9 protein-coding genes, 2 tRNA genes and 3 rRNA genes are annotated in these 13,658 nt (G+C 54.7%); 13 read left to right on the top strand and 1 reads right to left on the bottom strand.

Annotated elements, in window-relative coordinates; genetic code table 11:
• The first annotated feature begins 8 nt into the window (after positions 1 to 8).
• Entirely contained in the window at positions 9 to 743 is a 735-nt protein-coding gene (locus tag PGR6_RS24225; protein WP_018930214.1) for a tetratricopeptide repeat protein, read from the top strand.
• A complete protein-coding gene (locus tag PGR6_RS24220) occupies positions 743 to 1,078 on the top strand; it encodes a YqcC family protein (RefSeq protein ID WP_018930215.1) in 336 nt (111 codons plus the stop codon). The genes PGR6_RS24225 and PGR6_RS24220 overlap by 1 nt, the downstream gene beginning before the upstream one ends.
• Positions 1,079 to 1,096: 18 nt before the next feature.
• Here the strand turns inward: PGR6_RS24220 and PGR6_RS24215 are convergent, their stop codons facing one another.
• Positions 1,097 to 1,519 carry a DUF4124 domain-containing protein gene (locus PGR6_RS24215; protein ID WP_064620345.1) on the bottom strand — a complete coding sequence of 141 codons (423 nt, stop codon included), beginning with the start codon at positions 1,517 to 1,519 and terminating at the stop codon, positions 1,097 to 1,099.
• Positions 1,520 to 1,918: 399 nt separating this feature from the next.
• Between PGR6_RS24215 and PGR6_RS24210 the strand changes: the two genes are divergently transcribed.
• From PGR6_RS24210 to rrf, 11 genes are all read left to right on the top strand, one after another.
• Positions 1,919 to 3,643 carry an acetolactate synthase 3 large subunit gene (locus PGR6_RS24210; RefSeq protein ID WP_026286735.1) on the top strand — a complete coding sequence of 575 codons (1,725 nt, stop codon included), beginning with the start codon at positions 1,919 to 1,921 and terminating at the stop codon, positions 3,641 to 3,643.
• Positions 3,644 to 3,645: 2 nt separating this feature from the next.
• Complete coding sequence (ilvN, locus tag PGR6_RS24205) at positions 3,646 to 4,137, top strand: acetolactate synthase small subunit (protein WP_003205610.1); 492 nt, start codon at positions 3,646 to 3,648, stop codon at positions 4,135 to 4,137.
• A 46-nt stretch (positions 4,138 to 4,183) separates the two neighbouring features.
• Entirely contained in the window at positions 4,184 to 5,200 is a 1,017-nt protein-coding gene (gene ilvC / locus PGR6_RS24200) for a ketol-acid reductoisomerase (protein ID WP_003228216.1), read from the top strand.
• A 145-nt stretch (positions 5,201 to 5,345) separates the two neighbouring features.
• A complete protein-coding gene (pssA, locus tag PGR6_RS24195) occupies positions 5,346 to 6,203 on the top strand; it encodes a CDP-diacylglycerol--serine O-phosphatidyltransferase (RefSeq protein ID WP_008006914.1) in 858 nt (285 codons plus the stop codon).
• Positions 6,204 to 6,266: 63 nt separating this feature from the next.
• Positions 6,267 to 7,280, top strand: coding sequence for a protein-methionine-sulfoxide reductase catalytic subunit MsrP (msrP, locus tag PGR6_RS24190; protein WP_018930219.1), 1,014 nt, complete (start codon positions 6,267 to 6,269; stop codon positions 7,278 to 7,280).
• Positions 7,280 to 7,900: a protein-methionine-sulfoxide reductase heme-binding subunit MsrQ gene (gene msrQ, locus PGR6_RS24185; RefSeq protein ID WP_064620343.1), complete on the top strand. Its 621-nt coding sequence runs from the start codon at positions 7,280 to 7,282 to the stop codon at positions 7,898 to 7,900. Before msrP ends, msrQ begins: the two co-directional genes overlap by 1 nt.
• A 544-nt stretch (positions 7,901 to 8,444) precedes the next feature.
• Positions 8,445 to 9,983, top strand: a 16S ribosomal RNA gene (locus tag PGR6_RS24180).
• Positions 9,984 to 10,065: 82 nt separating this feature from the next.
• Positions 10,066 to 10,142, top strand: a tRNA-Ile gene (locus tag PGR6_RS24175).
• Between the two features lie 29 nt (positions 10,143 to 10,171).
• Positions 10,172 to 10,247 (top strand) — tRNA-Ala (locus PGR6_RS24170).
• Positions 10,248 to 10,493: 246 nt separating this feature from the next.
• Positions 10,494 to 13,385 (top strand): 23S ribosomal RNA (locus tag PGR6_RS24165).
• Between the two features lie 155 nt (positions 13,386 to 13,540).
• Positions 13,541 to 13,656: ribosomal RNA gene (gene rrf, locus PGR6_RS24160) — 5S ribosomal RNA — on the top strand.
• Together the 16S, 23S and 5S rRNA genes with 2 tRNA genes alongside form the textbook arrangement of a ribosomal RNA operon.
• Positions 13,657 to 13,658: the final 2 nt, after the last annotated feature.

Raw genomic sequence — 13,658 nt, 5'->3', positions numbered from 1 at the left:
GATTTGAAGTGAACAAGTGGTTGATTCCAGCGGTGACTGCCGTGGCTTTGCTCAGCGGCTGCTCCACTGTGCAGCGTGGTTCGATCCCGGTTGAGGATGCCGGCACTGCCGTCTCCAACAGTGAGCGGATTTCGGCGAATGGCGGTTTCCGTCAATCGACGGTGAAACGTCCTGTACAAGCTCAGACTCAGGCGATCCCGCAAGGTGACACCGGGGTCGTGGTGATGGTCCCGGGTGGTGGCGCCGTCTCCTCGGCACCGATCAGCACTTCGCCGATTACCCCAGGCCCGATTACTCCGGGGCCGATTGATACCTCGCCGGTTCAGTCGGCGCCGATCAATCAGGGTAGCTACAGCATGCCGTCGACGCCCAGCGGGATTCCTTCGGCGAACTCCGGCGGACTGTCCGCCGATGAACAACTGGACGGTCCGGTCCTGGCATTGTTGACCACCGCCCAGCAGCAACAGGCCAGTGGCGACCTTAATGGTGCATCTTCCAGCCTCGAACGTGCCCAGCGTGTTGCACCGCGCGAGCCGCAAGTACTTTATCGCTTGGCCCAGGTGCGTATGGCTCAAGGTGATGCGGCTCAGGCCGAGCAGTTTGCCCGCCGTGGCCTGACGTTCGCCAATGGGCGTCCGGATCTTCAGGCCAGCCTGTGGGAATTGATCGCCCAGGCCCGAGAGAAGCAGGGTGATCCGGCCGGTGCTGCGTTGGCTCGTCAGAAGGCCAAGGTTTCGCTGTGATGGATATGCGCTTTCCGAAGATTGCCGAACAGTTGCTGTTGATCGAGCGCGAGCTGCGCGTTCAGGGCTGGTGGGATGAAGTACCGCCGTCTGCTGAGGCGCTCTCCAGCGTTGAACCGTTTTCGGTGGATACGCTGGATTTCGAGCAATGGCTGCAATGGGTCTTCTTGCCAAGGATGAAGTCGATCCTCGAGCAGGATCTGCCATTGCCCAACGCATCAGGGATTCAGGAGATGGCCGAAATGGTCTTCGCCTCCCGCAATGTCCAGGGCAAGGATCGGCAGCTTCAGGTCTTGCTCAAAGAGTTCGACGCGTTGATCACCGTCTCCCGCTGAATCGGAAACTGCCAGTGCTTACTGGCAGTTTTTCGCAATCTGTTTCTGTGCTTCGGTGAGGCGCTCCTGACGTTGTTGGTCGGTCAGGCGGCGCGTCTCGCCGTCGACTTCCTCCCGCAATCGCGGATTGTTCTGCAGTTGAGCCAGGTTCGTCCGAGCTTGTTCACAGAACACTCTTAGCTGGGCCTGCTGCTCGGCGACCTGCTTTTTCACTTTGTGATCGATGGCCTTTTGATCGCCGATGACGTTGCCGCGCGGTAGCGCGCCCGGCTTGCCGACGGGCGGGGAGGGCGTGACCATGACGGTGGCCTCCCGGCCTTGGGGCGGCTGCGCATCGAAATGGGTGACGCCCTGGGCATCGACCCATTTATAGATCTGACCCGCCATGCACAAAGGGCTCAGGCTGATCAGCAAGCTGGCGGTGAAGATGAGTGTTCTCATGCCATTTCCTTGTCAGGGGTGCGCAATTGAAGCTAACACAGTTGCGGTTTAAAGGTTTTTTCTTGCGTTCTCATGCGCTTAGTTCAATAAAGCACATTGACGGCTTGACTTGCGATGGGCGAAACAGAAGAATCCAAAGTCCGCTGTAGAGGGACTGCCAGAAGCAGACCCACTCGGCAGATCATGAGGCGCACATCCGCGCCGACCTGTTACACCCGCAACGCGTTACCTCGCGCTGGGTGGGAAAGGCCCGCAACACTTGGGACGATCCCAATACTTGCTCAGTCAGTGCTGACGTAGTCGGCGACCACCGTCGCTCATGCTCTGCCGAGAAGTAAACCTATTAAGACCCGTCCTCTTGTATGTGGGCGGTATTCTGGCGTTTTAGAGGTGAACAACGTGGAGCTTTTATCTGGCGGTGAGATGCTCGTCCGCTTTTTGCGTGACGAAGGCGTCAAATATATCTACGGGTACCCGGGTGGTGCTCTTCTTCATGTCTATGATGCCCTGTTCAAAGAACCGGAAGTGACCCACATCCTGGTTCGTCACGAGCAGGCTGCGACCCATATGGCTGACGGCTATGCCCGTGCCACCGGTAAAGCCGGCGTGGTACTGGTGACGTCCGGCCCGGGCGCAACCAACGCCATCACCGGTATTGCCACGGCCTACATGGACTCCATTCCGATGGTGGTCATTTCCGGCCAGGTGCCTAGCACCATGGTAGGCACCGATGCGTTCCAGGAAACCGACATGATCGGTATCTCCCGGCCGATCGTGAAGCACAGCTTCATGATCAAGCACGCCTCGGAAATCCCGGAAGTCATGAAGAAGGCGTTCTACCTGGCGCAATCCGGTCGTCCTGGTCCGGTCGTTGTCGATATCCCGAAAGACATGACCAACCCGGCCGAAAAGTTCGAATACATCTTCCCGAAAAAAGCCAAGCTGCGTTCCTACAGCCCGGCCGTTCGCGGTCACTCCGGGCAAATCCGCAAGGCAGCCGAAATGCTTCTGGCGGCCAAGCGCCCTGTGTTGTATTCGGGCGGCGGCGTGATCCTCGGTGGTGGCTCTGCGCCGCTGACCGAGCTGGCGAAGATGCTCAACCTGCCAGTGACCAATACCCTGATGGGCCTGGGTGCCTACCCTGGCACCGACCGTCAGTTCATCGGCATGCTCGGCATGCACGGCAGCTACACCGCCAACCTGGCGATGCACCATGCCGATGTGATCCTTGCAGTCGGCGCGCGTTTCGATGACCGCGTGATCAACGGCCCGGCCAAGTTCTGCCCGAATGCCAAGATCATTCACATCGACATCGACCCGGCTTCGATTTCCAAGACCATCAAGGCAGACGTGCCTATCGTTGGCCCGGTCGAGAGTGTCCTGACCGAAATGGTCGCGATCCTCAAGGAAATCGGCGAGACCCCGAACAAGGAGTCCGTTGCCAGCTGGTGGAAGCAAGTTGATGAGTGGCGCGGTGACCGCGGTCTGTTCCCTTACGACAAGGGCGACGGCAGCGTGATCAAGCCGCAGACCGTGATCGAAACCCTGTGCGAAGTGACCAAGGGCGACGCCTTTGTGACCTCCGACGTGGGTCAGCATCAGATGTTCGCGGCGCAGTACTACAAGTTCAACAAGCCGAACCGTTGGATCAACTCCGGTGGCCTGGGCACCATGGGCTTCGGTTTTCCGGCGGCCATGGGCATCAAGCTGAGCTTCCCGGATGACGATGTCGCCTGCGTAACAGGCGAGGGCAGCATCCAGATGAACATTCAGGAACTGTCGACCTGCCTGCAATACGGTTTGCCGGTAAAAATCGTCATCCTGAACAATGGCGTGCTGGGTATGGTTCGCCAGTGGCAGGACATGAGTTATGGCAGCCGTCACTCGCACTCCTACATGGAATCGCTGCCTGACTTCGTCAAACTGGCAGAGGCCTATGGTCACGTTGGCGTGCGCATCACCGACTCGAAAGATTTGAAGTCGAAGATGGAGGAGGCGTTCGCCATGAAAGATCGCCTGGTGGTTATCGATATCTCGGTTGACACCAGCGAGCACGTCTACCCGATGCAGATCAAAGACGGCTCCATGCGTGATATGTGGTTGAGCAAGACGGAGCGTACTTAATCATGCGGCACATTATTTCCCTGCTTCTGGAAAACGAACCGGGCGCTCTGTCTCGTGTAGTCGGCCTGTTTTCGCAGCGCAACTACAACATCGAAAGCCTGACCGTGGCGCCAACCGAAGACCCGACTTTGTCGCGTCTGACGCTGACCACTGTCGGCCATGATGAAATCATCGAGCAGATCACCAAGAACCTGAACAAGCTGATCGAAGTGGTCAAACTGGTCGACTTGTCGGAGAGTGCTCACATCGAGCGCGAACTGATGCTGGTCAAGGTCAAGGCCACCGGCGCACAGCGCGCCGAGATCAAGCGCACCACCGATATTTATCGTGGGCAGATCGTTGATGTCAGCGCCAGCGTGTATACCGTTCAATTGACCGGTACCAGCGACAAGCTCGACAGCTTCATTCAATCGATCGGCACTGCCTCGATTCTGGAAACCGTACGCAGTGGCGTCACCGGGATTGCCCGCGGCGACAAAGTACTGAGCATCTAAACCAAATTAGCGAATGGCCTGAGGGCCAGATATAAAGGGGAAATTCATGAAAGTTTTCTACGATAAAGACTGCGACCTGTCGATCATCCAGGGCAAGAAAGTTGCCATCATTGGTTACGGCTCCCAAGGCCACGCTCAAGCGTGCAACCTGAAAGACTCCGGCGTTGACGTTACCGTTGGCCTGCGTAAAGGTTCGGCCACCGTTGCCAAAGCTGAAGCCCACGGCCTGAAAGTGACTGACGTTGCTTCCGCCGTAGCAGCTGCCGACCTGGTCATGATCCTGACCCCGGACGAGTTCCAGTCCTCGCTGTACAAGAACGAAATCGAGCCGAACATCAAGAAAGGCGCCACCCTGGCCTTCTCCCACGGTTTTGCGATCCACTACAACCAGGTTGTTCCGCGCGCTGACCTCGACGTGATCATGATCGCGCCGAAAGCTCCGGGCCACACCGTGCGTTCCGAGTTCGTCAAAGGCGGCGGTATCCCTGACCTGATCGCTATCTACCAGGATGCTTCGGGCAACGCCAAAAACGTTGCACTGTCCTACGCTGCCGGCGTTGGTGGCGGTCGTACCGGCATCATCGAAACCACCTTCAAGGACGAGACCGAAACCGACCTGTTCGGCGAACAAGCCGTTCTGTGCGGCGGTACCGTTGAGCTGGTAAAAGCCGGTTTCGAAACCCTGGTTGAAGCTGGCTACGCGCCGGAAATGGCCTACTTCGAATGCCTGCACGAATTGAAGCTGATCGTTGACCTCATGTACGAAGGCGGTATCGCCAACATGAACTACTCGATCTCCAACAACGCTGAGTACGGCGAGTACGTGACAGGTCCGGAAGTAATCAACGCCGAATCCCGTCAGGCCATGCGCAACGCCCTGAAACGTATTCAGGACGGCGAATACGCCAAGATGTTCATCAGCGAAGGCGCCACCGGCTATCCTTCGATGACCGCCAAGCGTCGTAACAACGCCGCTCACGGTATCGAAATCATCGGTGAGCAACTGCGCTCCATGATGCCGTGGATCGGTGCCAACAAGATCGTCGACAAAGCCAAGAACTAAGTCACGAGCTTGTACGGAAAACGCGGCCTAGGCCGCGTTTTTTCGTTTGGATCCGCCGGTTCTGGTATAAAGCTGCATCGTTTGCGGTCGAACCGTCGTCCCAGACACCTGTCGAAACTTTCCACCCCGTTGCAAGGTAATGTCCATGAGCGAACGTCCCGAAGAGCCAAAGCAGGCTTCTGACGCCGAAAGCCTTCTGCCCATCGATGAGCACATCGAAGAAGGGCATGACGCTGAAGGCCGTAAAGTCCGGCATCGTGGTATCTATCTTCTGCCGAATCTGTTCACCACTGCGAACCTCTTCGCAGGGTTCTATTCCATCATCAACTCGATGAGCGCCCAGAGCGCCTTGAGTGCCGGTGATGCAATCGGCGCGAGCAAGTATTTTGCGTTTGCCGCGATCGCGATTTTCGTCGCCATGGTGCTCGACGGCCTCGACGGTCGCGTCGCTCGCATGACTAACACCCAAAGCGCCTTCGGTGCGGAGTACGACTCGCTGTCGGACATGGTTGCCTTTGGCGTCGCGCCGGCTTTGCTGGCATTCGGCTGGGCCTTGGGCGATATGGGCAAAGTCGGCTGGATGGTCGCCTTCATCTATGTGGCGGGTGCGGCGTTGCGCCTGGCACGCTTCAACACGCAGGTCGGCACCGCCGACAAGCGCTACTTCATCGGTCTGGCCAGCCCGGCCGCGGCCGGTGTGGTCGCGGGCATTGTCTGGGCGTTCAGCGATTACGGCATTCAGGGCTCCAAAATGTCGTTCCTGGTTGCGCTGATGGTTGCCGCCGCGGGCATGCTGATGGTGAGTAACATCAAGTACAACAGCTTCAAGGAGCTGGACTTGAAGGGGCGCGTTCCCTTCGTCGCGATCCTGGCAGTGGTGCTGGTATTTGCCGTTGTATTCAGTGATCCGCCGCGCATCCTGCTGCTGGTCTTCCTTGCCTATGCGGCTTCCGGGCCGGTGCAGTACCTGCTGCGTCTTCGTCGGCACAAAAAAGCCGAGTGATGTAATTTCCCTCATACTCCGCAGTCTATGGGTGCATCTGTCCTCCAATGCTGCGGAGTTGCCATGCTGATCAAAGTCCCCAAAGCGTCTGACTGTCATGAGTCAGACGTCACGCCTGAATCTCTCTACCTTTCTCGTCGCAATGTATTAGGCGCGGCCGTTGCCGGTTTGGCTGTGAGTACGCTGCCGCGCTGGGCGAGTGCCGACGATGCTGCGCGTTATGCCGATGTCGAGCCTGGCAAGGCGCCGTCCTGGTTTGCCGAAAAACTGCCTTCCACTAAATGGGGGGCGGTCAACGTCAAGGATGAAGCAATCACGCCTTTCAAGGATGCGACCCACTACAACAACTTCTATGAGTTCGGTACCGACAAAGGCGATCCTGCGGCCAACGCCGGTGCGCTAAAAACCGAACCGTGGAGCGTGGTGGTAGACGGGGAGGTGGGTAAGCCGGGGCGGTATGCGCTGGAAGACTTCATGAAGCCTTATCAGCTGGAAGAGCGTATTTATCGTCTTCGCTGTGTGGAGGCCTGGTCGATGGTCATTCCGTGGATAGGTTTTCCAATTTCGGCTTTGCTGAAGGAAGTAGAACCGACGTCCAAGGCCAAATTTATTCGCTTTGAAACCCTGCAAGATCCCAAGAGTATGCCTGGACAACGTTCTGGCTTCGCCTTGATCGACTGGCCATATGTAGAAGGGCTGCGTCTGGATGAGGCGATGAATCCGTTGGCGATTCTCGCTGTAGGCATGTATGGACGTGAGTTGCCCAATCAGAACGGTGCGCCGCTACGTCTGGTGGTGCCGTGGAAATACGGCTTCAAGAGCATCAAGTCCATCGTGCGAATCAGCCTGGTCAGTGAGCAGCCGAAAACCACCTGGCAGAGCATTGCCTCGAATGAGTATGGCTTTTATGCGAACGTGAACCCGACAGTCGACCACCCGCGTTGGACGCAGGCACGGGAAAGGCGTTTGCCGAGCGGTCTGTTCAAGCCCAATGTGCGGGACACGCAAATGTTCAACGGCTACTCGGATGAAGTCGCTTCTTTATATGCAGGGCTCGATCTGCGGAAGAATTACTGATGCGATATCTGTTCTGGCGTATTGGTGTCTTTATCGCCGCAGCTGTTTGGCCGCTGCTTTGGTTGTATCAAGCCTGGGCGGATGTGCTGGGGCCTGATCCAGGAAAGGTGCTGGTTGATCGTCTAGGGTTGGGGACGCTTGTCCTGCTGCTCATTACGTTAAGCATGACGCCATTGCAGAAGCTCACCGGTTGGTCGGGGTGGATAGCTGTCCGACGGCAGTTGGGGTTGTGGTGTTTCGCCTATGTGGTTTTGCATTTGAGCGGTTATACGGCGTTCATCCTCGGCTTTGATTGGTCACAACTGGGTATCGAGTTGCGCAAGCGGCCGTACATTATCGTCGGGGTGCTGGGTTTTCTCGGTTTGTTGGCGCTGGCGGTTACCTCCAATCGTTACAGTCAGCGGCATTTGGGCGTTCGCTGGAAAAGACTGCATCGGTTGGTCTATGTGATTCTCGGGCTTGGGTTACTGCATATGTTGTGGATCGTTCGCGCCGATCTGAGGGAGTGGGCGATCTACGCTTCTATAGGTGCGTTGTTATTAGTATTGAGATTGCCGCCTGTAACCCGCCGAATTCCACGTTTAATCGTTAAAAAGGTACCTTCTGCAAGAAAGGCGTAATTAGAGGTTGACGGCAGATCCTGGACGTCTATAATTCGCCCCACTTCCGGCGCAGTCGAAACGGAAAACTCCTTGGTAAACAACGAGTTACGCAGTTTTCGACAGCGGTTACGCTTCAGTTCATCGAAGCCAGAAGGAGTTGGTAAGGCAGGGTATTGTCGCCTTATTGACGGTTCGATCTTCTCGGTCGAAAGCGGAGAAAAAGAGGTGTTGACAGCAGCGACTAACGCTGTAGAATTCGCCTCCCGCTAACGAGAGATCGGAAGCGCAAGTGGTTGAAGTTGCAAAGGAAACTTTGAAAACTTCTGAAAATAACCGCTTGACAGCAACAGAGGCTGCTGTAGAATGCGCGCCTCGGTTGAGACGAAAGCTCTTAACCAACCGCTCTTTAACAACTGAATCAAGCAATTCGTGTGGGTGCTTGTGGAGTCAGACTGATAGTCAACAAGATTATCAGCATCACAAGTTACTCCGCGAGAAATCAAAGATGTAACCAACGATTGCTGAGCCAAGTTTAGGGTTTCTTAAAAACCCAAAGATGTTTGAACTGAAGAGTTTGATCATGGCTCAGATTGAACGCTGGCGGCAGGCCTAACACATGCAAGTCGAGCGGCAGCACGGGTACTTGTACCTGGTGGCGAGCGGCGGACGGGTGAGTAATGCCTAGGAATCTGCCTGGTAGTGGGGGATAACGTTCGGAAACGAACGCTAATACCGCATACGTCCTACGGGAGAAAGCAGGGGACCTTCGGGCCTTGCGCTATCAGATGAGCCTAGGTCGGATTAGCTAGTTGGTGAGGTAATGGCTCACCAAGGCGACGATCCGTAACTGGTCTGAGAGGATGATCAGTCACACTGGAACTGAGACACGGTCCAGACTCCTACGGGAGGCAGCAGTGGGGAATATTGGACAATGGGCGAAAGCCTGATCCAGCCATGCCGCGTGTGTGAAGAAGGTCTTCGGATTGTAAAGCACTTTAAGTTGGGAGGAAGGGCAGTTACCTAATACGTAATTGTTTTGACGTTACCGACAGAATAAGCACCGGCTAACTCTGTGCCAGCAGCCGCGGTAATACAGAGGGTGCAAGCGTTAATCGGAATTACTGGGCGTAAAGCGCGCGTAGGTGGTTCGTTAAGTTGGATGTGAAATCCCCGGGCTCAACCTGGGAACTGCATTCAAAACTGTCGAGCTAGAGTATGGTAGAGGGTGGTGGAATTTCCTGTGTAGCGGTGAAATGCGTAGATATAGGAAGGAACACCAGTGGCGAAGGCGACCACCTGGACTGATACTGACACTGAGGTGCGAAAGCGTGGGGAGCAAACAGGATTAGATACCCTGGTAGTCCACGCCGTAAACGATGTCAACTAGCCGTTGGGAGCCTTGAGCTCTTAGTGGCGCAGCTAACGCATTAAGTTGACCGCCTGGGGAGTACGGCCGCAAGGTTAAAACTCAAATGAATTGACGGGGGCCCGCACAAGCGGTGGAGCATGTGGTTTAATTCGAAGCAACGCGAAGAACCTTACCAGGCCTTGACATCCAATGAACTTTCCAGAGATGGATTGGTGCCTTCGGGAACATTGAGACAGGTGCTGCATGGCTGTCGTCAGCTCGTGTCGTGAGATGTTGGGTTAAGTCCCGTAACGAGCGCAACCCTTGTCCTTAGTTACCAGCACGTAATGGTGGGCACTCTAAGGAGACTGCCGGTGACAAACCGGAGGAAGGTGGGGATGACGTCAAGTCATCATGGCCCTTACGGCCTGGGCTACACACGTGCTACAATGGTCGGTACAGAGGGTTGCCAAGCCGCGAGGTGGAGCTAATCCCATAAAACCGATCGTAGTCCGGATCGCAGTCTGCAACTCGACTGCGTGAAGTCGGAATCGCTAGTAATCGCGAATCAGAATGTCGCGGTGAATACGTTCCCGGGCCTTGTACACACCGCCCGTCACACCATGGGAGTGGGTTGCACCAGAAGTAGCTAGTCTAACCTTCGGGGGGACGGTTACCACGGTGTGATTCATGACTGGGGTGAAGTCGTAACAAGGTAGCCGTAGGGGAACCTGCGGCTGGATCACCTCCTTAATCGACGACATCAGCTGCTCCATAAGTTCCCACACGAATTGCTTGATTCATTGAAGAAGACGATACGAAGCAGCCCGAAATTGGGTCTGTAGCTCAGTTGGTTAGAGCGCACCCCTGATAAGGGTGAGGTCGGCAGTTCGAATCTGCCCAGACCCACCAATTTTGTGTGGGAACACCTGTAGAAATACGGGGCCATAGCTCAGCTGGGAGAGCGCCTGCCTTGCACGCAGGAGGTCAACGGTTCGATCCCGTTTGGCTCCACCACTATTGCTTCTGTTGTTGAAAGCTTAGAAATGAGCATTCCATCGTGATGATGGTGAATGTTGATTTCTAGTCTTTGGCTAGATCGTTCTTTAAAAATTTGGGTATGTGATAGAAAGATAGACTGAACGTTACTTTCACTGGTAACGGATCAGGCTAAGGTAAAATTTGTGAGTTGCTCTTAATTGAGCATGCGAATTTTCGGCGAATGTCGTCTTCACAGTATAACCAGATTGCTTGGGGTTATATGGTCAAGTGAAGAAGCGCATACGGTGGATGCCTTGGCAGTCAGAGGCGATGAAAGACGTGGTAGCCTGCGAAAAGCTTCGGGGAGTCGGCAAACAGACTTTGATCCGGAGATGTCTGAATGGGGGAACCCAGCCATCATAAGATGGTTATCTTGTACTGAATACATAGGTGCAAGAGGCGAACCAGGGGAACTGAAACATCTAAGTACCCTGAGGAAAAGAAATCAACCGAGATTCCCTTAGTAGTGGCGAGCGAACGGGGACTAGCCCTTAAGTTGATTTGAGATTAGCGGAACGCTCTGGAAAGTGCGGCCATAGTGGGTGATAGCCCTGTACGCGAAAATCTCTTGTCAATGAAATCGAGTAGGACGGAGCACGAGAAACTTTGTCTGAATATGGGGGGACCATCCTCCAAGGCTAAATACTACTGACTGACCGATAGTGAACTAGTACCGTGAGGGAAAGGCGAAAAGAACCCCGGAGAGGGGAGTGAAATAGATCCTGAAACCGTATGCGTACAAGCAGTGGGAGCCCACTTTGTTGGGTGACTGCGTACCTTTTGTATAATGGGTCAGCGACTTATTTTCAGTGGCGAGCTTAACCGAATAGGGGAGGCGTAGCGAAAGCGAGTCTTAATAGGGCGTCTAGTCGCTGGGAATAGACCCGAAACCGGGCGATCTATCCATGGGCAGGTTGAAGGTTAGGTAACACTGACTGGAGGACCGAACCGACTACCGTTGAAAAGTTAGCGGATGACCTGTGGATCGGAGTGAAAGGCTAATCAAGCTCGGAGATAGCTGGTTCTCCTCGAAAGCTATTTAGGTAGCGCCTCATGTATCACTGTAGGGGGTAGAGCACTGTTTCGGCTAGGGGGTCATCCCGACTTACCAAACCGATGCAAACTCCGAATACCTACAAGTGCCGAGCATGGGAGACACACGGCGGGTGCTAACGTCCGTCGTGAAAAGGGAAACAACCCAGACCGTCAGCTAAGGTCCCAAAGTTATGGTTAAGTGGGAAACGATGTGGGAAGGCTTAGACAGCTAGGAGGTTGGCTTAGAAGCAGCCACCCTTTAAAGAAAGCGTAATAGCTCACTAGTCGAGTCGGCCTGCGCGGAAGATGTAACGGGGCTCAAACCATACACCGAAGCTACGGGTATCACTTAGGTGATGCGGTAGAGGAGCGTTCTGTAAGCCTGTGAAGGTGAGTTGAGAAGCTTGCTGGAGGTATCAGAAGTGCGAATGCTGACATGAGTAACGACAATGGGTGTGAAAAACACCCACGCCGAAAGACCAAGGTTTCCTGCGCAACGTTAATCGACGCAGGGTTAGTCGGTCCCTAAGGCGAGGCTGAAAAGCGTAGTCGATGGAAAACAGGTTAATATTCCTGTACTTCTGGTTATTGCGATGGAGGGACGGAGAAGGCTAGGCCAGCTTGGCGTTGGTTGTCCAAGTTTAAGGTGGTAGGCTGGAATCTTAGGTAAATCCGGGATTCTAAGGCCGAGAGCTGATGACGAGTGTTCTTTTAGAACACGAAGTGGTTGATGCCATGCTTCCAAGAAAAGCTTCTAAGCTTCAGGTAACCAGGAACCGTACCCCAAACCGACACAGGTGGTTGGGTAGAGAATACCAAGGCGCTTGAGAGAACTCGGGTGAAGGAACTAGGCAAAATGGCACCGTAACTTCGGGAGAAGGTGCGCCGGTGAGGGTGAAGCATTTACTGCGTAAGCCCACGCCGGTCGAAGATACCAGGCCGCTGCGACTGTTTATTAAAAACACAGCACTCTGCAAACACGAAAGTGGACGTATAGGGTGTGACGCCTGCCCGGTGCCGGAAGGTTAATTGATGGGGTTAGCTAACGCGAAGCTCTTGATCGAAGCCCCGGTAAACGGCGGCCGTAACTATAACGGTCCTAAGGTAGCGAAATTCCTTGTCGGGTAAGTTCCGACCTGCACGAATGGCGTAACGATGGCGGCGCTGTCTCCACCCGAGACTCAGTGAAATTGAAATCGCTGTGAAGATGCAGTGTATCCGCGGCTAGACGGAAAGACCCCGTGAACCTTTACTATAGCTTTGCACTGGACTTTGAATTTGCTTGTGTAGGATAGGTGGGAGGCTTTGAAGCGTGGACGCCAGTTCGCGTGGAGCCATCCTTGAAATACCACCCTGGCAACTTTGAGGTTCTAACTCAGGTCCGTTATCCGGATCGAGGACAGTGTATGGTGGGTAGTTTGACTGGGGCGGTCTCCTCCTAAAGAGTAACGGAGGAGTACGAAGGTGCGCTCAGACCGGTCGGAAATCGGTCGTAGAGTATAAAGGCAAAAGCGCGCTTGACTGCGAGACAGACACGTCGAGCAGGTACGAAAGTAGGTCTTAGTGATCCGGTGGTTCTGTATGGAAGGGCCATCGCTCAACGGATAAAAGGTACTCCGGGGATAACAGGCTGATACCGCCCAAGAGTTCATATCGACGGCGGTGTTTGGCACCTCGATGTCGGCTCATCACATCCTGGGGCTGAAGCCGGTCCCAAGGGTATGGCTGTTCGCCATTTAAAGTGGTACGCGAGCTGGGTTTAGAACGTCGTGAGACAGTTCGGTCCCTATCTGCCGTGGACGTTTGAGATTTGAGAGGGGCTGCTCCTAGTACGAGAGGACCGGAGTGGACGAACCTCTGGTGTTCCGGTTGTCACGCCAGTGGCATTGCCGGGTAGCTATGTTCGGAATAGATAACCGCTGAAAGCATCTAAGCGGGAAACTAGCCTCAAGATGAGATCTCACTGGGACCTTGAGTCCCCTGAAGGGCCGTCGAAGACTACGACGTTGATAGGTTGGGTGTGTAAGCGCTGTGAGGCGTTGAGCTAACCAATACTAATTGCCCGTGAGGCTTGACCATATAACACCCAAGCAATTTGCTGATCCGAAAGGACACCAAATTGCGGTGTGTGAAGACGCAATGAACCGAAAGTTCGCAAGCATTCACAAAAGCCGCAGAAACTATCGCATACCCAATTTGCTGAAGCGTCGAAAGACGGTTCGGTACCCGAATTTCTTGACGACCATAGAGCATTGGAACCACCTGATCCCATCCCGAACTCAGAAGTGAAACGATGCATCGCCGATGGTAGTGTGGGGTTTCCCCATGTGAGAGTAGGTCATCGTCAAGATT

The organism is Pseudomonas sp. GR 6-02 (assembly GCF_001655615.1).
Classification (GTDB): domain Bacteria; phylum Pseudomonadota; class Gammaproteobacteria; order Pseudomonadales; family Pseudomonadaceae; genus Aquipseudomonas.
This window is presented reverse-complemented; position numbering and strand designations above follow the sequence as displayed.

Coding starts and splice junctions, on each gene's coding strand:
- PGR6_RS24220 (WP_018930215.1), top strand. CDS start 743: ATGGATATGCGCTTTCCGAAGATTGCCGAACAGTTGCTGTTGATCGAG.
- PGR6_RS24215 (WP_064620345.1), bottom strand. CDS start 1,519: ATGAGAACACTCATCTTCACCGCCAGCTTGCTGATCAGCCTGAGCCCT.
- ilvN (WP_003205610.1), top strand. CDS start 3,646: ATGCGGCACATTATTTCCCTGCTTCTGGAAAACGAACCGGGCGCTCTG.
- ilvC (WP_003228216.1), top strand. CDS start 4,184: ATGAAAGTTTTCTACGATAAAGACTGCGACCTGTCGATCATCCAGGGC.
- pssA (WP_008006914.1), top strand. CDS start 5,346: ATGAGCGAACGTCCCGAAGAGCCAAAGCAGGCTTCTGACGCCGAAAGC.
- msrP (WP_018930219.1), top strand. CDS start 6,267: ATGCTGATCAAAGTCCCCAAAGCGTCTGACTGTCATGAGTCAGACGTC.
- msrQ (WP_064620343.1), top strand. CDS start 7,280: ATGCGATATCTGTTCTGGCGTATTGGTGTCTTTATCGCCGCAGCTGTT.